Origin of the sequence: Rhizobacter sp. AJA081-3 (genome assembly GCF_017795745.1) — a bacterium.
Lineage (GTDB): Bacteria > Pseudomonadota > Gammaproteobacteria > Burkholderiales > Burkholderiaceae_C > Piscinibacter.
Window position 1 is genome coordinate 5,335,774 of record NZ_CP059067.1, and the last position, 23,533, is coordinate 5,359,306.

A 23,533-nucleotide genomic window follows, 5' to 3' on the forward strand; every position below is an offset into this window, starting at 1 on the left:
GTTGTGCTTCCCGGTCTTGATCTGGGGCGCCGGCTGGGAAGCTGCGGCCGGCACCGTTTCTCACTCTCTCGTCAACCCTTCCTCATCACCAGCGCGAGCAGCGCCATCGAGGCGACGAAGCTGAACCAGATCGACGGTTCCTGCTCGAGGCTGAACCAGTCGATCATCTTTTCGCTCACTGCCACGAAGGCCAGGTTCACGTAGGCCGCGCCGAGCAGGCCGATGAACAGGCGGTCGCCTCGCGTAGTCGCGATCGGCAGGAAGCCCTTGCGCTCCACGGTGGGGGACTTCAGTTCCCACACCGTCATGGCGATCAGCATCAGCACGATGCTGGTGAAGAACACGGCGACGGGGAGGGTCCAGGCCATCCACTCGAACATCACACTCTCCCCATGGCGAAGCCCTTGGCGATGTAGTTGCGAACGAACCAGATCACGATCGCCCCCGGCACGATGGTCAGCACGCCTGCCGCCGCCAGCACGCCCCAGTCCATGCCCGACGCACTCACCGTGCGCGTCATCGTCGCGACGATCGGCTTGGCGTTCACGCTGGTCAGCGTGCGCGCCATCAGCAACTCCACCCACGAGAACATGAAGCAGAAGAAGGCGGCCACGCCCACGCCGGCCTTGATCAACGGGATGTAGATCGTCAGGAAGAAGCGCGGGAACGAGTAGCCGTCGATGTAGGCCGTCTCGTCGATCTCGCGCGGCACGCCGCTCATGAAGCCTTCGAGGATCCACACCGCCAGCGGCACGTTGAACAGCAGGTGGGCCATGGCCACCGCGATGTGCGTGTCCATCAGGCCCAGTGTCGTGTAGAGCTGGAAGAAGGGCAGCAGGAACACCGCCGGCGGCGTCATGCGGTTGGTCAGCAGCCAGAAGAACACGTGCTTGTCGCCCAGGAACGAGTAGCGGCTGAACGCATAGGCCGCCGGCAGCGCCACCAGCAGCGAGACCACCGTGTTGATGGCCACGTAGATCATCGAGTTGATGTAGCCCGAGTACCAGGACACATCGGTGAAGATGGTCTTGTAGTGCTCGATGGTGAAGTTCTGCGGCCACAGGCTGAAGGTGGACAGGATCTCCTCGTTCGTCTTGAACGACATGTTGACCATCCAGTACACCGGCAGGATGGCGAACACGAGGTAGAGGATCAGGAACAGCACCCTCTTCTTGAAGCGCTTGTCATCCATGACCGGCCTCCGTCTTGTCGGCCGTGCCCACGCGCTGCATCCAGTTGTAGAGGATGAAGCACAGCAGCAGGATGATGAGGAAGTAGATCAGCGAGAAGGCCGCCGCCGGGCCGAGGTCGAACTGGCCCACGGCCTTCTGCGTCAGGTACTGGCTCAGGAATGTCGTTGCATTGCCCGGCCCGCCGCCGGTCAGCACAAAGGGCTCGGTGTAGATCATGAAGCTGTCCATGAAGCGCAGCAGCACGGCGATCATCAGCACGCCGCGCAGCTTGGGCAGCTGGATGTAGCGGAACACCGCGAGCTTGCTCGCGCCGTCGATGCGCGCGGCCTGGTAGTAGGCGTCGGGGATGGCGCGCAGCCCGGCGTAGCACAGCAGCGCCACCAGCGGCGTCCAGTGCCACACGTCCATCACCAGCACGGTCAGCCAGGCGTCGGTGGCGTTGCCGGTGTAGCTGTAGTCGAAGCCGAGCTTGGCCAGCGTGGCGCCCATCAGGCCGATGTCGGTGCGGCCGTAGATCTGCCAGATGGTGCCCACCACGTTCCAGGGGATCAGCAGCGAGATCGCCACCACCACCAGCACCGCCGAGGCCTGCCAGCCCTTGGCGGGCATCGACAGCGCCAATGCGATGCCCAGCGGGATCTCCACCGCCAGCACGGCCAGCGAGAAGCCGATCTGGCGGATCAGCGCGCCCTGCAGGTCGTCGTCGCGCATCACCGCCTTGAACCATTCGGTGCCGACGAACACGCGCCGCTCCGGCGAGATGATGTCCTGCACCGAGTAGTTCACCACCGTCATCAGCGGCAGGATGGCCGAGAAGGCCACGCAGAGCACGACGGGCAGGATGAGCAGCCACGCCTTCTGGTTGACGGGCTTCATGCCACGAGCTCCTCGTTCTGGTAGTAGCAGGTGTGCGGGCCGACGATGGCCAGCCACACGGCCTCGCCGACCTGGGGGATCGCCTGCTCGGTACTCAGGCGTGCGCGCACGAGTTGCCCGTCGCCGACCTGGGCCGTCACCAGCCAGTAGGTGCCGACGTCCTGCGCGGCCTTCACCGTGCCGGGCACGGCGCCGGCCGCGTTCGGTGCGGCCAGCGTCACGTACTCCGGCCGCACGCCCAGCGTGGTGGCGCCAGCCGGCGCCCCGGGCGCCAGCGTCGCGGGCAGGAAATTCATGCCCGGCGAGCCGATGAAGTGGCCGACGAAGGTGTGCTGCGGGCGCTCGAACAGGTCGGAGGCGCTGCCCACCTGCACGGCGCGGCCGCGGGTCATCACCACCACCTGCTCGGCGAAGGTCAGTGCCTCCACCTGGTCGTGCGTGACGTACACCAGCGTCAGCTTGAGCTCGTGGTGGATCTGCTTGAGCTTGCGGCGCAGCTGCCACTTCAGGTGCGGGTCGATCACCGTCAGCGGCTCGTCGAAGAGCACGGCGCTCACGTCCTCTCGCACCAGGCCGCGGCCCAGCGAGATCTTCTGCTTGGCGTCGGCGGCCAGGCCGGCGGCGCGCATGTCGAGCTGGCCGCTCATCTCGAGCATCTCGGCGATGCGGCCCACGCGCTGCTTGATGCGATCGGGCGCGACGCCGCGGTTCTTCAGCGGGAAGGCGAGGTTCTCGGCCACGGTCATCGTGTCGTAGATCACCGGGAACTGGAACACCTGCGCGATGTTGCGCTGCTGTGGTGACAGCCGGGTGACGTCGCGGCCGTCGAACTTCACCGTGCCCTGCGAGGGCACGACCAGGCCCGAGATGATGTTGAGCATGGTCGTCTTGCCGCAGCCCGAGGGGCCGAGCAGCGCATAGGCGCCGCCGTCCTCGAAGCTCATCTTCAGCGGCAGCAGCGCATAGTCCTCATCCTTCTGCGGGTTCGGGCGGTAGGCGTGCGCCAGGTCGAGATCGATGCGGGCCATGTCAGTGGCCTCCCGGTGCGACGAGCAGCTCGCCGGCCGAATCGAACACGTAGACCTGCGCCGGGTTCAGGTACAGCGTCACCGAGGAGCCGAGTTCGAACTGGTGCACGCCGGTGAGCTGCGCCACCAGCTCGCCCACCGGCGTGTCGACGTGCACGAAGGTGTCGGAGCCGGAGATCTCGGCCAGCTCCACGGTGCCGGGCAGCGCCAGGTCGCCGTCGCGGCCGTGCACGCGCAGCGCGCTGGCGCGGATGCCGATGGTCAATGCCGAGCTGGAGGCCGCCGGCAGCGGCACCGAGAGGTTCACCCCGGCCGGCAGCGTGACGCCCAGCGTCGCGGCGGTGCCGGCGAGCAGGTTCATCGGCGGGTCGCTGAAGGCGCGCGCCACGCGCATCGACTTCGGGCGGCGGAACACCTCGGCCGTGGGCCCGTACTGCAGCAGCTCGCCGCCGTCGAGCACCGCGGTGTAGCCGCCCAGCAGCAGCGCTTCGGTGGGCTCGGTGGTGGCGTAGACGACGGTGGATTCGCCGGTGGCGAAGAGCTGCGAGAGCTCCTCGCGCAGCTCCTCACGGAGTTTGTAGTCGAGGTTGACCAGCGGCTCGTCGAGCAGCATCAGCGGCGCCTTCTTGGCCAGCGCACGCGCCAGTGCCACGCGCTGCTGCTGGCCGCCGGACAGCTCGGCCGGCAGGCGCTTCAGGAAGGGCTCGATGTGCAGCTTCTCGGCCAGTTCCTGGACGCGCTGCGCGATGCCCTGCTCGCCGCGCAGCTTCAGCGGCGAGGCGATGTTGTCGGCTACCGTCATCGACGGGTAGTTGATGAACTGCTGGTAGACCATCGCCACGTTGCGCTCGCGCACCGGCATGCCGGTGACGTCGGTGCCGTCGGCCAGCACCCGCCCGGCGCTGGGTTTGTCCAGGCCGGCCATCACGCGCATCAGCGTGGTCTTGCCGGCCTGCGTGGCGCCGAGCAGCACCGTCACGGCGCGCGGCACCAGCTGCAGGTCGAGCGGGTAGAGGTGGGTCATCGCGCCCACCTTCTGCTCGATGCGTTCGAGCTTCAGTTCCATGCCTTCTCCGTCGGGGCCGAGGCCACGTTGCCCCAGTGCCGCCGGCACCAGTCGTCCACCGCGGCGCGGTGGTGATCTTCGTAATGCAGGCCCAGCTTGCTGCGACGCCACAGCACATCGTCGGCACACCGTGCCCATTCCTCGTCGTGCAGGAAGGCCAGCTCGGCCTCGTACAGGCCCGGCGCCACCTCGGCGCCCAGGGGCTGGGAGAGCCAGGCTGCAGCACGCTGGCCGTAGGCGCGCGCGATGCGGCGCACCATCGGCGTGGGCAGGGTCGGGTGGGCCAGCGCCAGCGCCTGAACGAAGCGGCTGAAGTCGGTGTCGGGGCGCTGTGCGGCGCCGATGGTCGGGCTGAGGTCGCCGCCGGGCAGGAAGGCGTGTTCGGTCCAGGCACCGCGCGCCGCGCGCAGCGGCGCGGCGAGCAGGTCGGCAGCCTCCTCCGCCAGCTTGCGGAAGGTGGTGATCTTGCCGCCCCACACGTTGAGCAGCGGTGCCTGCGCGGTGTCGAGCTCGAGCGAGTAGTCGCGCGTCACTGCGGACGGGTCGCCCGATTCGTCGTCGAGCAGCGGGCGCACGCCGGAGTAGCTCCACACCACGTCGGCCGGTGTGACGCTGCGTGCGAAGTAGCGGCTGGCCTGCTCGCACAGGTAGGCGGTCTCGTCGGCATCGATGCGTGCTTCGCCGATGGCCCCGCGGTGCTCCACGTCGGTGGTGCCGATCAGCGTGAACTCGCCCTCGTAGGGGATGGCGAAGATGATGCGCTTGTCGGGGTTCTGGAAGATGTAGGCGTGGTCGTGGTCGAACATCTTCGGCACGACGATGTGGCTGCCCTTCACCAGGCGCAGCGACTTGCGCTCCGGCGCATGCGCGTGCTCGGCGAGGAACTGCGCCGCCCAGGGGCCGGCGGCATTGACGAGCGCGCGCGCGGTCACCGTGCGCTGACCACCCTGCGCCGACTGCAGCGTGGCCTGCCATTGGGTGGCGCCGCGCTTGGCGTCGACGCAGGCGGTGCGCGTCAGCACGGTGGCGCCACGCGCCTTCGCGTCCAGCGCGTTGAGCACCACCAGGCGCGCGTCGTCGACCCAGCCGTCGGAATAGACGAAGCCCTTGCTGAACTGCTTCTTCAGCGGCGCGCCGGCGGCGTGCGTGCGCAGGTCCACCGTGGTCGAACCGGGCAGCACCTCGCGGCGCGCCAGGTGGTCATAGAGGAACAGGCCGGCGCGGATCATCCACACCGGGCGCATGCCGGGGTCGTGCGGCATCACGAAACGCAGCGGCCACATGATGTGCGGCGCGCTCTTGAGCAGCACCTCGCGCTCTGCGAGCGCCTTGCGCACCAGCGAGAACTCGTAGTACTCGAGGTAGCGCAGCCCGCCGTGGATCAGCTTGGTCGACGAAGACGAGGTGTGCGAGGCAAGGTCGTCCTTCTCCGCCACCACGACCTTCAGGCCGCGGCCGGCGAGGTCGCGCGCGATGCCGGCACCGTTGATGCCGCCGCCCACGACGAGCACGTCGCAGTCGATCGCGGCATCGGCGCCGACGCTGTCGCGCCAGCCTTCGGGGCGGGGATGGTTCAAGCAATCTCCGGGGGTGGCGCCGGTGCGCGTCCGGCGGGTTCGCTCGCTGTCTTGAGCAATGTTCGTTTTAGTTCGTTTGCGCGCTTCTTTTTTCTTTTTAGCCCAGACTCGAACCCAAAGCAAGATGGGTAAGCCCTGTGGTTTTCCCGGGATGGCTCGCTACGCTGGCAGGCCATGACGCCCAATCCCCGCCAGTCCGACCTGCTCGACGAGGTCCGCGTGCGCGGTTCCGTGTCGGTGGAAGCGCTGGCCGACAAGTTCGGCGTGACGCTGCAGACGGTGCGTCGCGACGTCAAGCTGCTCGCCGACGAAGGCCTGCTCGCGCGCTTCCACGGCGGAGTGCGCGTGCCCTCGTCGACCACGGAGAACATCGCCTACCGCCAGCGCCAGCAGCTCAACGAGCAGGCCAAGCAGCGCATCGCGCGCGCCGTCGCGAAGGCCGTGCCGGAGAACTGCTCGCTGATCATCAACATCGGCACCACCACCGAGGCGATCGCGCGCGAGCTGCTGCGCCACAAGGGCCTGCGCGTGATCACCAACAACCTGAACGTGGCGGCGATCCTGTCCGACAACCCCGACTGCGAGGTCATCGTCGCCGGCGGCGTGGTGCGCTCGCGCGACCGCGGCATCGTCGGCGAAGCAACGGTGGACTTCATCGCGCAGTTCAAGGTCGACATCGCGCTGATCGGCATCTCGGCGATCGAGGCCGACGGCACGCTGCGCGACTTCGACTACCGCGAGGTGACGGTGGCGCGCGCCATCATCGAGCACTCGCGCGAGGTGTGGTTGGCTGCGGACCACAGCAAGTTCAACCGCCCGGCGATGGTGGAGCTCGCGCGGCTCGACCAGATCGACGTGCTCTACACCGACGCCGAGCCGCCCGGGCCCTTCCCGGCCCTGCTGGCCGAGGCCGGCGTCACCTGCCACGTGACTGCGCCATGAAGAACTTCCTGCTCGCCCTCGACCAGGGCACCTCCAGCTCGCGCAGCATCGTGTTCGACGCGCAGGGCCGCATCGTCGCGATGGCGCAGCGCGAGTTCCGCCAGATCTACCCGCAGCCCGGCTGGGTGGAGCACGATCCGCGGGAGATCTGGGCCACCCAGCTCGCCACCGCGCAGGAAGCGCTGGCCAAGGCAAAGCTGACGGCGGCCGACATCGCCTCGATCGGCATCACCAACCAGCGCGAGACCACGCTGGTGTGGAACCGCCGCACCGGCGAGCCCGTCTACAACGCCATCGTCTGGCAGGACCGCCGGGCCGAGCCCACCTGTGCGGCGCTGCGTGCGCGCGCGCTGGAAGAGACCTTCCGCCGCAAGACCGGGCTGATCCTCGACGCCTACTTCTCCGGCACCAAGCTGAAGTGGATCCTCGACAACGTGGCCGGTGCGCGCGCCGCGGCGCTGGCCGGCGAACTCGCCTTCGGCACGGTGGACAGCTGGCTGATGTGGCAGCTCACTGGCGGCGCGGTGCATGCGACCGACGTGAGCAACGCCTCGCGCACGCTGATGCTCAACGTGCACGCCAACACCTGGGACGATGAGTTGCTGAAGCTGCTCGACGTGCCCGTGGAGGTGCTGCCCGCCGTGTGGCCGTCCAGCCACGTGTATGGCCACACGCGCGCCGACCTGCTCGGCGCCTCGCTGCCCATCGGCGGGGTGGCCGGCGACCAGCAGAGTGCGCTGTTCGGCCAGGCCTGCTTCAAGGCGGGGCTGGCGAAGAACACCTACGGCACCGGCTGCTTCATGCTGATGCACACCGGCAGCCAGTTCCAGACCTCGGCCAACGGGCTGATCACTACCAGCGCGGCGCAGCCCGGCACCACGCCGGAGTTCGCGCTCGAAGGCAGCGTCTTCATCGGCGGTGCCGTGGTGCAGTGGCTGCGCGACGGCCTGCGCGCCATCGAGGGCAGCGGCGCGGTGCAGCAGCTCGCGCAGAGCGTGCCCGACGCCGGCGGCGTGATGTTCGTGCCCGCCTTCACCGGCCTGGGCGCGCCGTACTGGAAGCCCGAAGCGCGCGGCGCCATCGTCGGCCTCACGCGCGGCAGCACGGTGGCTCACATCGCGCGCGCGGCGCTGGAGAGCATCGCCTTCCAGAGCGCAGCGCTGCTCACCGCGATGAGCCGCGACGCGGTGGCCAGCGGCGGCGCGCCGGTGGCCGAGCTGCGCGTGGACGGCGGTGCCTGCGTGAACGACCTGCTGATGCAGTTCCAGGCCGATCTGCTGGGCATCCCGGTGGTGCGGCCGCAGGTGATCGAGACCACGGCGCTCGGCGCGGCCTACCTCGCGGGCCTGTCCAGCGGTGTGTACCGGAATCTCGACGAGCTCAGCGCGCAGTGGCAGGTGGAGCGGCGCTTTCACCCGACGCTGCCGCGCGAGCGCGCGCAGGAGCGCATGGCGCAGTGGGAACGCGCGGTGCGGCAGTCGGTCGCGGAGTGAGCCGCGACCGATCCACCGCGTTTGCGTTCACTTGACCGGGCTGGCTTCGGCTGCCGCGGTGGTGCCTGCGGCCGGCGCGGCAGGCGCTGCCGGAGCGGGTGCTGCGGCGGACGCGGCGGGCGCGGGCGGTGCCAGCGTCGCCACCTTGCCGAGCTGCACGGTGATGATGTCCGGGTAGTCGTAGGCGGCGCCGGTGGACATGTCCACTCCGGCACCGATCACGCCGCCGAACAGGATGTTGCCGAACGCCATGCCCTTGGTCGACGACTTGACGGTCAGGATGCCGGGGTCGGTGCCGTCGAGGGCACAGTTGACCAGCAGGTCGTTGTAGCTGCGGCGCACCGTCACCGAACCGGGCGCCGTGACGTACCAGGCGCCCTTGTCGTTGGTCAGCGAGCACTTGGCGCCGGGCGTATCGGTTCCCGACCTCTGCGTCACGACAGACAGCGACTGATTCTGACCGCTCACGATGGATGCGCAGCCCGTGGTCATGACCGCGCAGACGGCGGCGATGCCGATTTTCAGCATGAAACTCCCCCCAGGGTTCGTTGGTTGTGACCGGCACTCTAGTCGCGGCTGCGGTGCCGGACATCCGCGCTTACGCGCGGTGAGTGCACAAAGTCGCGCTCTGCTCGCTCGCCACTGCTGACACCACGTTGTCAGCAGCCTCTGCGCAACATGGCCGCTCCTGTCACTGCCCAAGGAGCACCCCATGACCCACGCCCTCGACTGGTTCGAAATCCCGGTGAGCGACCTGCCGCGCGCCCAGTCCTTCTACGAATCGCTGCTCGCTGTCACCCTGCGCCGCGAAGCCATCGGCGACAGCGCACTCGCCGTCTTCCCCAGCGCGGACACCGGCGTCGGCGGCTGCCTGATGGCCGGGCCGGGCACTCCGGCGCCATCGGTCAACGGCACGCTCGTCTACCTGAACGCGGCACCCTCGCTCGACGCCGTGCTGGCCCGCGTGGAGGCGGCCGGCGGCCGCATCACCACGCCGAAGGTGCAGCTGCCGGGCGACATGGGCGTGTTCGCGCATGTCACCGACACCGAGGGCAACCGCATCGGCCTGCACGCCGCGGCGTAGCATTTGCGCATGCGCCGAGCCGAACGCCTGTTCCAGATCGTCCAGCTGATCCGCGGGCGGCGGCTGTCCACCGCGCGCTTCCTGGCCGAGCGGCTGGAGGTCTCGGAGCGCACCGTCTACCGCGACGTGGCCGACCTGCTCGCGCAGGGCGTGCCCATCGAGGGCGAGGCGGGCGTGGGTTACCGCATGCGCGCCGGCTTCGACCTGCCTCCACTGATGTTCACCACCGATGAAGCGCGTGCCCTGGTGGCCGCGGTGCGCCTGGCCCAGCCGCGGCTGGACACCGCGTTGGCGGCGCAGGCCGAAGGTGCACTGTCGAAGATCCTCGCCGTGCTGCCGGCACCGGCGCGTGCCGCAGCCGAGAGCCTGGCGATCTATGCGCCGCCGGTCGGCCCCGACATGGCCACGCGCGAGCGGCTGCAAGCCCTGCGCGAAGCCGCCGAGGCGCGGCGCGTGGTGAGGCTGCGCTACCTCGACCTGAAGGGCCGCGTCAGCGAGCGCCGCGTGCGGCCGCTGGGCTGCTTCTACTGGAGCGAGGTGTGGACGCTGGCGGCCTGGTGCGAGGTGCGCGAGGATTTTCGCAACTTCCGCGTCGACCGCATCGAGCGTCTCGACAGGCTGGACGAAACCTTCCGCGACGAGCCCGGCAAGACGCTCGCGGACATGTTCCGCCAGGTCGAAGGCGAGATGACGGAGCGCGACCGCAGCACCGACGCCTGAGGCGGCAGTGCTGCGGTGCGCCTCGCGTGCGGGGCGCTCAGTTCGCGGCCTGCGCCAGGCTGCGGTCCAGCGCGCGAATGCCGGCTGCGCGGATCAGCTGCTGCTGCGCCGGCGTGGCCACGCGCACCTCGGCTTCATTGGCCTCGGTGGCGCCCAAGCGGGCGGCCTCGCGGGCTTCGGCGACTACTTGAGCACGCGTCAGCGTCGAGGTGGCCACCGGCGCGGTCGAGGCCTCGGCGTAGTTGCGCGCTTCCAGCGTGCCGGCGCGCTGCGCCTGCTGCAGTTCGGCCTGGACTTCGGCGCGGCTCTTGCTCGACAGCATCGACGCGGGCTGGAAGTCCTGCGTGGCTTCTTGGGCGAAGGCGCTGCCGGCGCCGGCGAAGGAAACGAAGAGGGCGGAGGCGATCAGGGTCTTGGCGTTCATGGTGATGTCCTTGAGATGGAGGGGTGGATCGGTTCGGTTGTGCCGGCGTCGTCTGTCGGCATGGGATGAACTCTAGGAAGCCCGACTCACGCTTTCCGGACAGCGAGATGACAAATTCGTAATCCACCGACACCCGCATCGGTGCGAACATTCGCCGCGTTGCCACACCCTCCCCACCATGCGCCTGCTCGTCATCGAGGATGAACCCAAGCTCGCCGACTACCTGCACAAGGGCCTGTCGGAGAACGGCTACGTCGTCGACGTGGCCGCCGACGGCATCCGCGGACGGCTGCTGGCCTGCGAGGGCGAGTACGACCTGGTGCTGCTCGACCTGATGCTCCCCGGCATCGACGGCTTCGGCGTGCTCAAGGCGATGCGCGAGCGCGGCCAGACGCCGGTGCTGATGCTCACGGCGCGCGACAAGATCGAGGACCGCGTGCGTGGCCTGCAGGACGGCGCCGACGACTACCTCGTCAAGCCCTTCGCCTTCTCCGAACTGCTCGCCCGCGTCGGCGCGCTGCTGCGCCGCGGCGCCGCGACGAGCGCCACGACGACGCAGATGCGCCTGGCCGATCTCGAACTCGACCTGGCCAGCCGCAAGGCGCACCGCGACGGCAAGCGCCTGGACCTCACCGCCAAGGAGTTCACCCTGCTGACGCTGCTGCTGCGCCGACGCGGCCAGATCCTTTCGCGCACCACGCTGGCCGAGCAGGTGTGGGACATGAACTTCGACTCCGACACCAACGTCGTCGAGGTCGCGGTGCGCCGTCTGCGCGCCAAGCTCGACGACCCCTTCCCGAGCAAGCTGCTGCACACCGTGCGCGGCATGGGCTACGTGCTGGAGGACCGATCGTGATCGCCTCCTGCTCGCATTCGATCGGCGGGCGGCTGTCGCGCAAGCTGGCGCTCGTCACCATGCTGATGCTCGCGCTGCTGTTCACCGGCGCCTGGCTGTCGGTGAAGATGCTGATGAAGGAGAAGAACTTCGAGGAGCTGCAGTTCCGCGGCAACGTCATTGCACAGATCCTCGCCCTGGAGCTGAAGAACGGCGGTGAGCAGGCCTGCCTGGCGCGCGTGCGCGCCGACGCGCCGATGCGCGCCAACACGCGGCTGGAACTGTGGCGCGCCGATGGCCAGCCGTTCTATGCCGACCCGAGCGCGGGTTCGCACGCGCTGTCCGAGCACACGCGCAGCGTCGATTTCGAGATCGAGGCCCCGCAGCTGACCGGCGGCCTGCTGAAGGCGCGCTACACGGTCGACTTTTCCGCCGATGCCAAGTTCGGCCGCAACTGGCTGGTGGTCTTCGTCGTCATCACCTTGCTGGCCGGCGCGATGGTCTGGGCCGGCAGCCGCTGGCACGTCCGGCGTGCGCTGCGGCCGCTGAACGACCTGGCGGCGCAGACGCGCGCCATCTCGGCGCGCCGGCTCGATCACCGCCTGGCGCTGGCCGACCCGGCCGAGGAGCTGCTGCCCTGGGTCGAGCAGTTCAATGCGCTGATGGAGCGTCTCGAAGGCGCGGTGGCGCAGCTCGAGGGCTTCAACGCCGACGTCGCCCACGAACTGCGCACGCCGCTGGCCGCGCTGATCGGCCACACCGAGGTGGCCCTGGCGCGCGAGCGCCCGGCCGAGGTGCTGCGCGACACGCTGCTGTCCAACCTCGAGGAGGCGCAGCGCCTCGCGGCCCTGGTCAACGACATGCTGTTCCTGTCGCAGGCCGACCGCGGCGCCAGCGCGCGGCGCGGTCGCAGCGCCAGCCTGGCCGAGCTGGCGGCGCAGGTGGTCGAGTTCCACGAGGCGCTGCTCGAGGAGGCCGGCCTCGCGGTGCGCATCGAGGGTGATGCGCAGGCCGCGGTCGACGAGCCGCTGGTCAAGCGCGCGCTGGCCAACCTGCTCGGCAACGCGATCCGCTTCGCACAGCGCGGCTCCTGCGTCGTCGTTTGCATCGCGCCCGACGCCGCCGAGCAGGTGCGCGTGGAGGTGCGCAATGCCGGCGAGCCGATCGCGCCGCAGCACCTGGAGCGGCTGTTCGACCGCTTCTTCCGCGTCGACGCCGCGCGGCCCGACAGCCAGTCGCACCACGGCCTGGGGCTGGCCATCGTGGCGGCGATCGCGCGCATGCATGCCGGCCGGCCGCTGGCCGCCAGCGAGGGCGGCACGACGCGAGTCGGCTTCACGCTGGTCGCGCACTGAGACCGCACGCGCGGCGGCCCGCAGCGGCTAGCATGGCCGCATGATGCAACTGCACTACTTCCCCAGCAATGCGAGCATGACACCGCACATGGTGCTGGAGGAACTCGGCGCGCCCTACGAGCTCGTGCGCGTCGACCGCACGATCAATGCGCACCACTCGCCCGAATACCTCAAGCTCAACCCGAACGGCAAGATCCCGGTGCTGGTCGACGGCGAGCTGGTGCTCTACGAGACCGCCGCGATCACGCTGCACCTGGCCGACACCCATGCCGCCGCCGGCCTGGCACCGACGCTCGGCACGCCCGAGCGCGCGCACTTCTACAAGTGGCTGATGTGGCTGTCGAACACGCTGCAGGCGGAGATGCCGCTGTACTTCTACAGCGACCGCTGGGCCGACACACCCGAGGGCGCTGCCGCGCTGAAGCGCCATGCCGAGGCGCACATCGCCGGCATGGTCGACCAGCTCGAGGCCGAGCTCGTCCGCCACGGCGGCCCGTGGTTCCTGGGTGCGCACTACAGCGTGCTCGACCCTTACGTGCTGATGCTGTGCCGCTGGACGCGCGGCATGGCGCGGCCGGCACGCACGCTGCCGCACCTGGGGCCGTACCTGCATCGTGTGCTCGCTCGGCCGGCTGTGCAGCGCGCCTACGCGCAGGAAGGACTGGGCGAGCCGCTTGTGTGAGGGCGCGGCGCCGGCTCAGCCCTTGCCGACCAGCCCCTTGAGCGCCTGCTTGAGGCGCCGCCGCGTGGCCTTCAGCGCACTGGGCGGCGGCGCCCAGTCGGCGACGGCAGGGCTGCCGACCGCGAGCACTTCCGACTTGTGCATCGGTGCCTTGTGCACCACCACCATGCTGTCGTAGTAGCTCACCGAGCGCACGGTGCGCGTGAAGTCGTCGGGCGCGAAGCGGGTCGTGTCCTCGGAGTGCCAGGCGTTCAGCGCGTCGATCCAGCGTTTGCTGTACTCGATGAACGAGCCGCGCCGGTGCAGCCCGCCGCCGTACTTGCGCCAGTACGAGGTGTGCGTGTCCTCGCAGAGGTAGACGCCGCGTTCGGCCACGCAGGGAAACAGCTCCTCGAAGGTGGCGATCTGCTGCGCCATCGTGTGGCCGCCGTCGTCGATGAGGATGTCGATGCGCGGCACCCGCTGCGCGATCGAGCGCAGGAAGGCGCGGTCGGCCTGGTCGCCGATGAAGATCTCGACGCCGTCTTCCTCGAGCGACTTGCAGTGCGGGTTGATGTCGACACCGTAGATGCGCGCCTGCGGGCCGAAGTATTTGCGCCACAGCTGCAGCGAACCGCCGTGGTTGACGCCGAACTCGACGATGGTCACGTCGGTGCCGCGAAAGCGCGACACGTGCTCGTCGTACACGCTGAAGTAGTGGGCCCACTTCTGCATCAGGCGGCCCTGGTGCTCGTGGAACAGGCGTTCGAGGTCGTTCGTCGGGCGGGGTGCCGGGGCACTCGACATGGCTGCATCCGCAGTGGCGATGCGTGGATTGTCACGCACCGCCGCGGCCGCTCAGCGCACCAGCGCGAACAGCTCCTCGGCGACGAGGCGCTGCTCGAGCTCGAAGTAGTGCGTGTGCGCGTCGGCGCCGATGCAGCCGTCCTTCCAGGCGCGGCCCTGGCTGTCGCGGCCCTGCTGCATCGGGCCGTCGTAGCGTGCCGGATCCACCTGCAGCGGTGCCGGGCGGGTGTCGTCGCTCGCCGCCCACAGCCAGCGCCCGACATAGTCGCCGCTGCCCCACAGGTTCGACCAGTGATGCAGACCCAGCTCGTGCGGCTGCGGGCCAGTCCATCCGGTGCCGGCGGCATGCTGAACTCGATCCAGTACCCAGGGGTACAGCGCCGGGAAGCGTAGCGCGTAGAGCTGGCGCAGCGGGCTGCCGACAGTGAGCAGGCGAAGGCCGACGGCGTCGAGCCATTCGCGCAGCGCCTGCAGGTCGACCTGGCCGGCGGCGGTGGCCGGCCGGCCGAGCCGGTCGCGCTGCTGCAGGTAGCGCAGCAGCTCGGCCGTGATCACCGTGCCCTGGCTGTGCGCGACGATCACCACGCGGGTGTAGCCCTGGCGCCGCACGTGGTCGAGCAGCGCCACGTAGCGCTCGACGATGCGCACGCGGCAGATCGCATCGCGCGGGAACTCGCGGAAGTGGTTGTCGACGTCGAGCGCAGCGTCCAGCGGCGCGCGGATCGCCTGCAGCTGCTTGATCGCCACCTTGCCCAGGGCCATCAGGCCGGCCGCACCGCCGGCAATGCCGATGACGATGCCGCCCAGCCAGTTCTTCGAGAGGCGCTCGACGGCGTCGACCATGCCTTGCAGGTGCAGGTCGAAGGCAGCCGGGTAGGGCACCAGCCCGCTGCGCGCGAGCTGCGACATCAGCAGCAGCAACGCGACGATCGCGGCACCGAGCGCCACCGCCAGGCCCCACAGCCGCACCAGGCGCTCGATGGCGCGGTAACCCGTGCTCAGCCAGCGGCCCAGGCCCGCCGCCGCGGGCAGCGCCATGCGCATCTCGCGCAGGATGCTGGGCAGGAACACCAGCGCCACGAAGCCCAGCAGCGCGAGCAGGAACAGCGCCACCAGCGCAAAGCTCGAGGCATTGCGTTGCGCGCGCCAGTCCAGGAAGTCCGACGCGCACATCGCCGCCGGCGAGCCGACGAACCACCAGGGCTCGTACAGCGCACATCCGAGCATCGAGCGCAGCGCCCAGGCCGACAGCATGAAGCCGATCATCAGCAGCACGAGGAAGGCGCCCACCGAGCTGAACAGGCCGAGCCGCGCGGTGACCAGCGTCTGCCGGTGGTCGCGCCCGGCGCGGCCGCCGCGCCACAGCGCCCATTCCGACAGCAGCACGCTGGCCGCCACCAGCAGAGCGAGCAGCGGCCAGAGCACGGCGTGCGCGAGCAGCAAGGCCTCCAGCGCGCCCAGCGTGCCGTTGATCCAGCCGGCCGAGCCGGAGAAGCCTGCGCTTCGGCCGAACAAGGCGACGCACGACAACGTGACGGCATACAGCATCCAGCCGATGCCCAGCACGGCGCGGAAGCGCTGCTCGCAGTAGGCGAGGAAGCGGTGATAAAGCAGGCTCAGAACGGCCAGCCAGGCGAGCGTCACGGCGAGCAGCGCCTGCCCGGTGCCGAGCAGCGCCCAGACCGCCGCGCCGACCAGCGCGCCCAGCGGCAGCGCGGCGCGCCAGCGCCAGCCTCTCAGCCAGACCAGTCCCGCCGCCACGCCCACCGCAGCGATCGCCGTGGCCGCGACCCGGGTGCCGTTGGTGTGCGCGGCGAACAGCAGCGCCGGCGCCAGGATCAGCGTGCACATCACCAGCTGCAGCGCCAGCAGGGCGAGCAGGCGCGAATACAGCCAGTCGGCGCTGCGCTGCACCCGCCCCAGCCAGGTCAGCTCGCTGCGGCCGGCCAGGCGCTCGGCCAGGGAGAGCGCATCCACGCCCAGACGCGAGAGATGGAACAACAGCGTGAACAGCTCGGCGACGATGCTCGCCACGCTGCCGGGCAGGCGCGACAGGTCGGCCCAGTACATCTCGAACACGTCGGCCCGCAGTGCGGGCCCGTCCACCGCATGCACCGACACCGTGGTGGGCTGGGCGGCATGGTGCCGGCGCGCGCCCTGGGCCTTGGCGAGCAGGTAGTCGGTGAAGCGCACGCCGGTGTCGGCAGCGGCCGCGTGCGGCGCGGCGCTGTTGGCCTGCGCCGCGCCGGTGTCCATGCCGCCGATCGCATCGTCGAGGAAGTCGCTGCGCCACGACTGCCGCAGCGACTTGCGGCCGCGCCCACCCCAGCCCTGCGGACGCCAGCGGCGGTAGGGCACGGCCGGATCGAGCGGCGGCACGGAAAGCGGCAACTCCTGCGCAACGCTGCGGCCGCCACTGGCCGCCGCGAGCTGCAGCGCCACCGCTTCGCCGGTGTCCCCGTGCTTCTGGTCGGCGATGCCGTGCACGGCGATCACGGCGACACGGTCGGCGTGGGGGCGTTCGGGTGAGGTGGCCATGGGGGCTCCGCGCGGGACAGGGTGGCGAAGGCTAACGCGCCGTGGCTGGCGGCGTCATCCCCAGAAGGCGTGCAGGCCGGCCCGCCTTCGCTAGGCCGCGAGCCGCGCGCGCCAGTGCTCGACCTGCGGCGTGGCACCGCGCGCCAGCAGCCGCTCGTTGAGCAGCGCGCGGCCGAGCGCGCGGTCGCCTTGCGGTAGCGAGCACGCAGCCAGCAGCGTCTGGTCGACCAGGTCGCGCTGCGCGTGGCTGCCGCCGAAGCGGTGCGCGGTTTCGCGAAGCGGCGCGAGCAGCCGGATCGCCAAGGCCGCGTCGCCGGCGTCGAAGGCGAGCAGCGCACGCATCAGCGGCAGGCCGACCTCGCGCGCCATGGCGGCGTTGCTGTCGGTGCCACGCTCGGCGCGGCGCTGCACGGCGGCGAACAACGCTTGCGCACGCGGCGCGTCGCTCAGGCCGATCAGCGCGATCAGCATGTGCGCGTCGTTGAACGCGGAGTGGCCGGCGTCGCGCGGTGTCAGGTCCCAGCCCTGCGCGAGATCGGCCCAGCGCGCGGCGAGGCCGAGCGTGCCGTCGGCGTCGAGCAGGCGCAGGCGCCACAGCAGCGCGGCGCCGTCGAGGCGCTGCAGCGTCAGCACCGCGTGCGCGCCGCCCTGGTGGGCGTCGTGCAGGGCCAGCGCACCGGGGAGGTCCATCGCCTCCAGATGGAAGAGCGCGAGGTGCCACCAATGGTGACCCGCGAAGCCGTTACCCTCGGCCCAGACCGGCTCTTGTTCGTGCAGCCAGCGCCGGCCCTCGTCGAAGCGGCCCTGCATCTCCATCACGTGCGCCACCGCATGCGTGGCCCAGGGCACCTTGGCATCGCCGGCCGTGGCCTCGCGGCCCGCCGCCTCGGCCTGCGCATAGAGGTTGTTCTCCTCCAGGCCGAAGGCATGCATGCCCAGAAGGTAAGGGCGCAGCGCGTCGTCGCGCGGCCACTGGGGCAGCACGCGGGCGACCCGCTGGCGCAGGTTGCGCGCATCGCCGCGATAGAAGTCGAACAGGTGCGCCCACTGCAGCGCGTAGAGGTCGCGCGGGTGTTGCAGCAGGATCTGCTCCCAGGCCGCGCAGGCGCCGTGCCAGTCGCCCGCAGCGCAGCGGTCGGCAGCCGCCCAATGGGCGCGCTCGCGCTCGGGCGCGTGGGCGGCGAGCAGGTCGGCCTGGTCGAGTGCGGCGCGCGCGTCGGCCACCAGCGAGGGTTCGGTCAGCGTGAGCAGGAAGCTCGCGCGCATCACGTGCGGCAGCATCCAGCCCGGGTCGGCAGCGATCGCGGCATCGAGGTCGGCCAGCGGCGCGTCGAAGAAGGAGCACATGCGCCACAGCGCGGTCTCGGCGTGTCCCAGCGCGTCGTGCGACGCCGTTCCGACCGGGTTGCCGCGAGCGTCTTGCATGGGCTCAGGCCGAAGGCGGCTGCGGCCAGGGCCGCTGCGCCGGCCGAAGTTGCTCCCAGGCATGGCAGACCTGCAGCACGCCGAGGTCGTCGTGGCGCGGCCCGGTGATCTGCATCCCGATCGGCAAGCCGGCGCGTGTGTAGCCGCAGTTGATGCTCGCCGACGGTTGCTCGCTCATGTTGAAGGGCAGCGTGAAACCGATGTGCTCGAGCGGCCGCGCCGGGTCGTCGGTGGGGCTGGCGAGTTCAGCGGCATAGGCCGCGATCGGCGCCGTCGGCGAGATCACGACGTCGAAGGGCGCGCAGGCGGCCACTGCGGCGTCGCGCATCGCGCCCATCTGGCTGTAGCCTCGGAACACTTGCTCGCCGGTGAGGCCCGCGCCGCCGCGCGCCCATTCGACGATGAAGGGCAGCACCCTGGCGCGGCGCGCCTCGGGCAGCGCGGAGATGTCCATCCAGCTGCGGCAACGCCAGAAGGTGTCCATGCCGTCGATCATGGCGCGTGTCATGAAGGGCCGCAGCGGCTCGACGATGGCGCCGGCGCGCTCGAACAGGCGCGCGGCCGCCTCCACCGCGGCGCGCGTGTCGGGCTCCACCGGCAGGCCCCAGCCGGCGTCGAGCTGCAGCCCGATGCGCAGGCCCTTCAGCTCGCGGTGCAGCTGCTGCCAGGCGATGTCCTGCCAGGGCAGGCTCATGGTGTCGCGCGCATCGGGGTGGCTGAGCACGCCCATCATCAGCGCGGCATCGGCCACCGTGCGCGTCATCGGCCCGGCCACGCGTCCGGCGTAGGGCGGGTGGATCGGGATGCGGCCGAGGCTGGGCTTGAGGGTGAAGATGCCGCACCAGGCGGCGGGCAGCCGCACCGAGCCGCCGATGTCGGTGCCTAGGTGCAGTGGCCCGTAGCCGGCGGCGGCACCGGCACCCGCGCCGGCGCTGCTGCCGCCGGGGTTCTTCGTGAGGTCCCAGGGGTTGCGCGTGAGCGCATGGAAGCTCGACAGCCCCGAAGACAGCATGCCGTAGTCGGGCATGGTGGTCTTGCCCAGGATCACCGCGCCGGCCTCGCGCAGCCGCGCCGCAGGCGGCGCGTCCTGCGCCGCGGGCACGAGCTCGGTGGCGGCGGTACCCAGTGGCACCGGTACGCCTTTCGTCGCGATGTTCTCCTTGATCATCGTCGGCACGCCGTCGAGCGCACCCATCGGCTCACCCTTCAGCCAGCGCGCCTGCGAAGCCTCGGCCTGTACCAGCGCGGCCTCGGGGTCGAGCGCGTAGGTGGCGTGAAGATGCGGCTCCCAGCGGCCGATGTGACGCAGCACCGCGCGCGTCACATCGACGGGCGAGGCGGCCTTGCGGTGGTAGAGGTCGAGCAGGGCGATGGCGGTGAGGTCGTGGAGTTCCATTTCAGTCAGGGGTCCATGGATTCAGAACGACCGTTCCGTTCGGCGCGCGGGCAGGCGGTCCGGGTATGCGCTCTCCGGCCCACGCTCGCGGTCGCCCTGGCGGTGGCAGGCCGAAGCAGGTCTTGACGAGGTATGCCGCCGCGTCCCTCGGTGGTCGCCCGCGAGCGTGGGCCGGAGAACGCGGGTACCGCCGCCGCTCTGCGACCATGCCCGTCGCATGCAGAGCAGACCCACGAACACTGCAGTGGGCCGCCAGCGGACTCCTGCTTGATCCACATCACCAGCTCAAGGCCGCCAGATCGTTGGCAAAGATCGGCGAACTGATCCACAACCCCTTCAGCGGCTTGCGCGCCACCGCGAACTGCGGCAACTGGAAGAGGTAGGCGTTCACCGAGTCGGCGGCGAGCAGCTTCTGGATGTCGCCCACCAGCTTCAGCCGCGCCTTCGCATCGGTGGTGGTGTTGTACTTCGCCAGCAGCTCCTTGTAGGCCTTGCTCTCGTAGCCCCAGTAGTAGGCCGGGTCGGCGTAGCGGTCGAAATCCAGCGGTTCCACGTGGCTGATGATGGTCAGGTCGTAGTTGCCCTTGAACGCACCCGAGAGCCACTGCGCCCACTCCACGTTCTCGATCTTCGCGACGATGCCCACCTTGGCCAGCTGCGCAGCGACGATCTCGCCGCCCTTGCGCGCGTACTGCGGCGGCGGCAGTGTCAGCGTCACGTTCAGCGGCGTGGCCACGCCGGCTTCCTTGAGCAGCGCCTTGGCTCTCTCCGGGTTGTAGGGGTTCACCGCGGTGAGGTCGACGTAGCCGGCATCGCTGGGCACCAGGTGGCTGCCGATCGGCGCGCCGTAGCCTTCCATCGCGCCGTCGATGATCGCCTTGCGGTCGATCGCCGCGGCGATGGCGCGGCGCACGCGCACGTCGTCGAAGGGCTTCTTGCGGTTGTTGATCGACACGATCGTCTTGCCCTCGGTGCCGCCGATCTCCACCGTGAAGCGCCTGTCGCCCTGGAACTGCTTGAGGTTCTGCGGCGCACCGAATCGCGGCATGCCGTCGATGTCGCCGGCCAGCAGCGCGGCCACCTGCGCGGCCGGGTCGTTGATGAAGCGGAAGGTCACCTTCTTCATCTTCACTGCCGCGGCGCCACGGTAATCGGCATTCTTGACCAGCGTGATCGACGAACCCTTCTTCCAGTCCTCGAGCCTGAACGGGCCGGTGCCGACCGGCTTCGTCGCCGTGCCCGCCGCGCTCTTCGGATCGAGGATCACCGCGGTGTTCTCACCCATGCGGAACAGGAAGTTGCCGTCGGCGTTGTTCAGCACCAGGATCACGGTGAACGGGTCGGGCGTGTCGATGCGGCTGATGTTGTCGAACACCGCCTTCTTCGCCTTGTTGGTCGAGCCTTCGGCCTTGGCGCGTTCGAAGCTGAACTTCACGTCGCTGGCGTCGAAGGCCTCGCCGTCGTGGAACTTCACGCCGCGGCGCAGCTTGAAGGTGTAGAGCTTGCCGTCCGGGTCGACGCTCCAGCTCTCGGCCAGCAGCGCAGAGACCTTGCCGTCCATGCCGATCTTCGTCAAGCCCTCCAGCACGTTCAGGTGCACCACCTCGCCGATGGCGGCGGCCGACGCGGCCGTCGGGTCCAGTCCCGGCGAGGGTTCGAGCACCATGCCCAGCACCACGCTGTCCTTGCGGCCCTGGGCCGGCGCGGTGATTGCCAGGCTGGCAAGAAGCAGGGCGGACAACACACGCAGCGAAGTTCTCATCGGGGCTCCTCGGAGACGGCCGCCACTCTAGCGGAAGCGGGCGCGGGCGGGTTCATCGGCTCATGCGCCGCCAGCAGGCTGCGGGTGTACGGGTGCTGGGGCGCGCGGAAGATCTGCTGCGTGTCGCCGCGCTCGACGATGCGGCCGTGCTGCATCACCAGCACCTCGTCGCAGACATGGTCGACCACCGCGAGGTCGTGGCTGATCAGCAGGTAGGTCACGCCGAACTGCTGCTGCAGGTCGATCAGCAGGTTCAGCACCTGTGCCTGCACCGACACGTCGAGCGCGCTGACCGGCTCGTCGGCGACGATCAGCTTCGGCTTCGTGATCAGCGCGCGCGCAATGGCGATGCGCTGGCGCTGGCCGCCGGAGAATTCGTGCGGGTACTTCTGCGCGTCGCTGGCGCGCAGGCCCACGGCCTCGAGCGCTGCGGCCACGGCCGTCTCGCGCGGCACGGCGCCGTCCAGCGCCAGTGGCTCGGCGACGACGCGGCCGACGCGCTGGCGCGGGTCGAGCGAGCCGTACGGGTCCTGGAAGACCATCTGGAAGTCGCGGCGCGCGGCGCGCAACTCGGCGGCACCCAGGGCATTCAGGTCGCGGCCCATGAACTCGACGCGGCCGCCGGTCGGCGTCTCGAGCGCCATCGCGATGCGCGCCAGCGTCGACTTGCCCGAGCCCGATTCGCCCACCACGCCGAGGCTGCGGCCGGCACGCAGGGCCAGGCTGACGCCGCGCAGCGCCTCGACCGCGGGCGCGGGTGCGAACAGGCTTTCGCGCGGCAAGGTGTACCGGCGTGTGACGTCGTGCAACGCAAGCAACGGTGGGGCGGCGTCGTGCATGTGCGGATCATGCCGTACGCACGGGGCGGGGGCGCTGCAGGGGCGAGCGCCCCGGGTAGCGACTGGTCACGCTTTTGTGCTCCACATGTTCGTAAGCCCAGGTGCCGTGGCGGCCCGCAGGCGTTACGGACGTAAGGGTGACGGAAACATGTGGGAAAACGTCCCACGTCGCGGCTATGGTCCGGCCGCCGGCCTGAAAGGGTGCGGTCCATTCATCCACGAGAGGACTCAAGCAATGAAGACAAGCACAATGAAGTCGTTGAGATTGACCGCGCTCGCCCTGGCCACCGCGATGCTGTTCGGCTGCGGCGGCAGCGACGGCACTTCGGGGGCGGCCGGCACGGCGCAGGGCGCGTCGACGGTGGCCGTGAGCGAGAGCGCGAGCGCGCTGCGCGTCAGCGTGTCGGGCAGCGATGACTCGGACAGCGAGAAGACGGTGCTCGCGCAGATGCAGTACACCTTCTCGGCCAACGTCACCGCCGGCGCCGACGCGGGCAAGACGATCAGCGGCACCTTGATGCTCAAGACGGAGCAGGAAGACGGCGCCACGGAGGTCGAGGGCCTGCTGATCCCGACCACCGCCGCCGCGCCGACCACCGGCACCGACGCCACCGCGGCCCAGGCCGAAACGCTGCGCCAGGAGCTCAAGACGAAACTCCGCGAGCTGCGCACCGCCTATCGTGCCGACCTCGAGGTGATGCTGCAGACGCTGCGCGCTGCGATGGATGCCGGCAAGGCCGCCGACAGCGGCGGGAAGCTCAACGCAGCACAGAAGGAGGCCCTGGCCGCCTTCAAGGCCGACTTCGCGGCACGCACCGAGCGCTACGAAGCCGACGTAGCCACCGTGACGCAGGACATCCGCGCGCAGCTCGAGGCGCTGGGCTTGACGCTGGCGGACAGGGACTCGCGCAGTGGTGACGACGACGGCCGCAAGGGCATGCGCGGCTACCCGGTCAAGGGCACGATCGACGCGAACGGCCAGATCACGCTGAACATCCGCTACGGCAAGCGAACCGTGGTGCAGGCGACCGGCCAGACCGCCGCCGACGGCAACATCACCGGCAGCTTCACCGGCCCGGCCAGCGACGACCAGGGCACGTGGACCGCGACCTCGACGAGCGGACTGCCGGCACCGGCACCGGCACCGGCACCGGCACCTGCACCTGCACCTGCACCTGCACCTGCACCTGCACCTGCACCTGCACCTGCACCTGCACCTGCACCTGCACCTGCACCTGCACCTGCGCCGGCACCTGCACCTGCACCTGCGCCGGCACCGGTCGGCGTCGTGGCCACGGGCCAGGCGCTCTACGCCGCCAACTGCACGGGCTGCCATGGCACCAGCAAGGCCAGCGACACCAAGGTGAACACCGCCAGCAAGATCACCTCGGTGATGAGCAGCGTCTCGAACCACGTGAACGCGGGGCTGAACACCCGCTTCACGGATCAGGACAAGCTGGATCTCGCGGCCTACGTCGCCAGCCCGAAGTGACGACGGCCTGACGATGCGGC

Annotated in this window: 22 protein-coding genes; 8 read left to right on the plus strand and 14 right to left on the minus strand. The window is 70.0% G+C overall.

The features are described 5' to 3' along the window. Positions 1-71: 71 nt before the first annotated feature. From HZ992_RS25270 to glpD, 6 genes are read right to left on the minus strand one after another with little or no spacing between them, the layout of a single operon-like run. Positions 72-380, minus strand: coding sequence for a DUF2160 domain-containing protein (locus tag HZ992_RS25270; protein ID WP_209384587.1), 309 nt, complete (start codon positions 378-380; stop codon positions 72-74). Beyond that, positions 380-1,192 (minus strand): carbohydrate ABC transporter permease, encoded by an 813-nt coding sequence (locus HZ992_RS25275; RefSeq protein ID WP_209384588.1) that lies wholly within the window; start codon positions 1,190-1,192, stop codon positions 380-382. The genes HZ992_RS25270 and HZ992_RS25275 overlap by 1 nt, the downstream gene beginning before the upstream one ends. Continuing rightward, positions 1,185-2,069, minus strand: a complete 885-nt coding sequence (locus HZ992_RS25280; RefSeq protein WP_209384589.1) for a carbohydrate ABC transporter permease — start codon at positions 2,067-2,069, stop codon at positions 1,185-1,187. Before HZ992_RS25280 ends, HZ992_RS25275 begins: the two co-directional genes overlap by 8 nt. Beyond that, positions 2,066-3,097 (minus strand): ABC transporter ATP-binding protein, encoded by a 1,032-nt coding sequence (locus tag HZ992_RS25285; protein ID WP_209384590.1) that lies wholly within the window; start codon positions 3,095-3,097, stop codon positions 2,066-2,068. The genes HZ992_RS25280 and HZ992_RS25285 overlap by 4 nt, the downstream gene beginning before the upstream one ends. Position 3,098: 1 nt before the next feature. Next, positions 3,099-4,163 carry an ABC transporter ATP-binding protein gene (locus HZ992_RS25290; protein WP_209384591.1) on the minus strand — a complete coding sequence of 355 codons (1,065 nt, stop codon included), beginning with the start codon at positions 4,161-4,163 and terminating at the stop codon, positions 3,099-3,101. Beyond that, positions 4,154-5,740 carry a glycerol-3-phosphate dehydrogenase gene (glpD, locus tag HZ992_RS25295; RefSeq protein ID WP_209384592.1) on the minus strand — a complete coding sequence of 529 codons (1,587 nt, stop codon included), beginning with the start codon at positions 5,738-5,740 and terminating at the stop codon, positions 4,154-4,156. The genes HZ992_RS25290 and glpD overlap by 10 nt, the downstream gene beginning before the upstream one ends. A 174-nt stretch (positions 5,741-5,914) precedes the next feature. On the opposite strand from glpD, the gene HZ992_RS25300 reads away from it, so the two are divergent. After that, positions 5,915-6,682 (plus strand): DeoR/GlpR family DNA-binding transcription regulator, encoded by a 768-nt coding sequence (locus HZ992_RS25300; protein ID WP_209384593.1) that lies wholly within the window; start codon positions 5,915-5,917, stop codon positions 6,680-6,682. Then, positions 6,679-8,175, plus strand: coding sequence for a glycerol kinase GlpK (gene glpK / locus HZ992_RS25305; RefSeq protein ID WP_209384594.1), 1,497 nt, complete (start codon positions 6,679-6,681; stop codon positions 8,173-8,175). Before HZ992_RS25300 ends, glpK begins: the two co-directional genes overlap by 4 nt. A gap of 27 nt (positions 8,176-8,202) precedes the next feature. Here the strand turns inward: glpK and HZ992_RS25310 are convergent, their stop codons facing one another. Then, complete coding sequence (locus tag HZ992_RS25310; RefSeq protein ID WP_209384595.1) at positions 8,203-8,703, minus strand: hypothetical protein; 501 nt, start codon at positions 8,701-8,703, stop codon at positions 8,203-8,205. A 184-nt stretch (positions 8,704-8,887) separates the two neighbouring features. On the opposite strand from HZ992_RS25310, the gene HZ992_RS25315 reads away from it, so the two are divergent. Next, positions 8,888-9,259, plus strand: a complete 372-nt coding sequence (locus tag HZ992_RS25315; RefSeq protein WP_209384596.1) for a VOC family protein — start codon at positions 8,888-8,890, stop codon at positions 9,257-9,259. Positions 9,260-9,268: 9 nt separating this feature from the next. Further along, positions 9,269-9,979, plus strand: a complete 711-nt coding sequence (locus HZ992_RS25320; RefSeq protein WP_209384597.1) for a helix-turn-helix transcriptional regulator — start codon at positions 9,269-9,271, stop codon at positions 9,977-9,979. A gap of 37 nt (positions 9,980-10,016) precedes the next feature. On the opposite strand, the gene HZ992_RS25325 is transcribed toward HZ992_RS25320, so the two are convergent. Continuing rightward, positions 10,017-10,403 carry a DUF4148 domain-containing protein gene (locus HZ992_RS25325; protein WP_209384598.1) on the minus strand — a complete coding sequence of 129 codons (387 nt, stop codon included), beginning with the start codon at positions 10,401-10,403 and terminating at the stop codon, positions 10,017-10,019. Between the two features lie 178 nt (positions 10,404-10,581). On the opposite strand from HZ992_RS25325, the gene HZ992_RS25330 reads away from it, so the two are divergent. Genes HZ992_RS25330 through HZ992_RS25340 form a run of 3 tightly spaced genes read left to right on the plus strand, consistent with a single transcriptional unit; the run spans position 10,582 to position 13,275 of the window. Then, the gene (locus HZ992_RS25330) at positions 10,582-11,259 is read left to right on the plus strand and encodes a heavy metal response regulator transcription factor (protein ID WP_209384599.1); all 678 of its coding nucleotides are present in this window, start codon (positions 10,582-10,584) and stop codon (positions 11,257-11,259) included. Then, entirely contained in the window at positions 11,256-12,593 is a 1,338-nt protein-coding gene (locus HZ992_RS25335; protein WP_209384600.1) for a heavy metal sensor histidine kinase, read from the plus strand. The genes HZ992_RS25330 and HZ992_RS25335 overlap by 4 nt, the downstream gene beginning before the upstream one ends. Positions 12,594-12,633: 40 nt before the next feature. Continuing rightward, positions 12,634-13,275 carry a glutathione S-transferase family protein gene (locus HZ992_RS25340; protein ID WP_209384601.1) on the plus strand — a complete coding sequence of 214 codons (642 nt, stop codon included), beginning with the start codon at positions 12,634-12,636 and terminating at the stop codon, positions 13,273-13,275. A 15-nt stretch (positions 13,276-13,290) separates the two neighbouring features. Here HZ992_RS25340 and HZ992_RS25345 read toward each other — a convergent pair whose 3' ends face one another. The 6 genes from HZ992_RS25345 to HZ992_RS25370 all read right to left on the minus strand — a co-directional run bounded on the left by HZ992_RS25345 (position 13,291) and on the right by HZ992_RS25370 (position 22,021). Then, the gene (locus HZ992_RS25345; protein WP_209384602.1) at positions 13,291-14,061 is read right to left on the minus strand and encodes a class I SAM-dependent methyltransferase; all 771 of its coding nucleotides are present in this window, start codon (positions 14,059-14,061) and stop codon (positions 13,291-13,293) included. A gap of 51 nt (positions 14,062-14,112) precedes the next feature. Beyond that, a complete protein-coding gene (locus HZ992_RS25350) occupies positions 14,113-16,599 on the minus strand; it encodes a hypothetical protein (protein ID WP_209384603.1) in 2,487 nt (828 codons plus the stop codon). A 90-nt stretch (positions 16,600-16,689) separates the two neighbouring features. Next, entirely contained in the window at positions 16,690-18,024 is a 1,335-nt protein-coding gene (locus HZ992_RS25355; protein WP_209384604.1) for a tetratricopeptide repeat protein, read from the minus strand. A gap of 4 nt (positions 18,025-18,028) precedes the next feature. Next, positions 18,029-19,420 carry an amidase gene (locus HZ992_RS25360; protein WP_209384605.1) on the minus strand — a complete coding sequence of 464 codons (1,392 nt, stop codon included), beginning with the start codon at positions 19,418-19,420 and terminating at the stop codon, positions 18,029-18,031. 277 nt (positions 19,421-19,697) lie between these two features. After that, the gene (locus HZ992_RS25365) at positions 19,698-21,182 is read right to left on the minus strand and encodes an ABC transporter substrate-binding protein (RefSeq protein WP_209384606.1); all 1,485 of its coding nucleotides are present in this window, start codon (positions 21,180-21,182) and stop codon (positions 19,698-19,700) included. Further along, positions 21,179-22,021, minus strand: coding sequence for an ATP-binding cassette domain-containing protein (locus HZ992_RS25370; protein WP_209384607.1), 843 nt, complete (start codon positions 22,019-22,021; stop codon positions 21,179-21,181). Before HZ992_RS25370 ends, HZ992_RS25365 begins: the two co-directional genes overlap by 4 nt. A 235-nt stretch (positions 22,022-22,256) precedes the next feature. Here HZ992_RS25370 and HZ992_RS25375 point away from each other — a divergent pair, with 235 nt between their 5' ends. Beyond that, on the plus strand, positions 22,257-23,513 hold the full coding sequence (locus tag HZ992_RS25375) for a c-type cytochrome (protein WP_209387313.1): 1,257 nt from the start codon (positions 22,257-22,259) through the stop codon (positions 23,511-23,513). Positions 23,514-23,533 lie beyond the last annotated feature (20 nt).

Coding starts and splice junctions, on each gene's coding strand:
- HZ992_RS25330 (WP_209384599.1), top strand. CDS start 10,582: ATGCGCCTGCTCGTCATCGAGGATGAACCCAAGCTCGCCGACTACCTG.
- HZ992_RS25340 (WP_209384601.1), top strand. CDS start 12,634: ATGATGCAACTGCACTACTTCCCCAGCAATGCGAGCATGACACCGCAC.
- HZ992_RS25310 (WP_209384595.1), bottom strand. CDS start 8,703: ATGCTGAAAATCGGCATCGCCGCCGTCTGCGCGGTCATGACCACGGGC.
- HZ992_RS25285 (WP_209384590.1), bottom strand. CDS start 3,097: ATGGCCCGCATCGATCTCGACCTGGCGCACGCCTACCGCCCGAACCCG.
- glpK (WP_209384594.1), top strand. CDS start 6,679: ATGAAGAACTTCCTGCTCGCCCTCGACCAGGGCACCTCCAGCTCGCGC.
- HZ992_RS25275 (WP_209384588.1), bottom strand. CDS start 1,192: ATGGATGACAAGCGCTTCAAGAAGAGGGTGCTGTTCCTGATCCTCTAC.
- HZ992_RS25345 (WP_209384602.1), bottom strand. CDS start 14,061: ATGTCGAGTGCCCCGGCACCCCGCCCGACGAACGACCTCGAACGCCTG.
- HZ992_RS25355 (WP_209384604.1), bottom strand. CDS start 18,024: ATGCAAGACGCTCGCGGCAACCCGGTCGGAACGGCGTCGCACGACGCG.
- HZ992_RS25360 (WP_209384605.1), bottom strand. CDS start 19,420: ATGGAACTCCACGACCTCACCGCCATCGCCCTGCTCGACCTCTACCAC.
- HZ992_RS25370 (WP_209384607.1), bottom strand. CDS start 22,021: ATGCACGACGCCGCCCCACCGTTGCTTGCGTTGCACGACGTCACACGC.
- HZ992_RS25320 (WP_209384597.1), top strand. CDS start 9,269: ATGCGCCGAGCCGAACGCCTGTTCCAGATCGTCCAGCTGATCCGCGGG.
- HZ992_RS25350 (WP_209384603.1), bottom strand. CDS start 16,599: ATGGCCACCTCACCCGAACGCCCCCACGCCGACCGTGTCGCCGTGATC.
- HZ992_RS25325 (WP_209384598.1), bottom strand. CDS start 10,403: ATGAACGCCAAGACCCTGATCGCCTCCGCCCTCTTCGTTTCCTTCGCC.
- HZ992_RS25280 (WP_209384589.1), bottom strand. CDS start 2,069: ATGAAGCCCGTCAACCAGAAGGCGTGGCTGCTCATCCTGCCCGTCGTG.
- HZ992_RS25315 (WP_209384596.1), top strand. CDS start 8,888: ATGACCCACGCCCTCGACTGGTTCGAAATCCCGGTGAGCGACCTGCCG.
- HZ992_RS25300 (WP_209384593.1), top strand. CDS start 5,915: ATGACGCCCAATCCCCGCCAGTCCGACCTGCTCGACGAGGTCCGCGTG.
- HZ992_RS25365 (WP_209384606.1), bottom strand. CDS start 21,182: ATGAGAACTTCGCTGCGTGTGTTGTCCGCCCTGCTTCTTGCCAGCCTG.
- HZ992_RS25375 (WP_209387313.1), top strand. CDS start 22,257: ATGAAGACAAGCACAATGAAGTCGTTGAGATTGACCGCGCTCGCCCTG.
- HZ992_RS25290 (WP_209384591.1), bottom strand. CDS start 4,163: ATGGAACTGAAGCTCGAACGCATCGAGCAGAAGGTGGGCGCGATGACC.
- HZ992_RS25270 (WP_209384587.1), bottom strand. CDS start 380: ATGTTCGAGTGGATGGCCTGGACCCTCCCCGTCGCCGTGTTCTTCACC.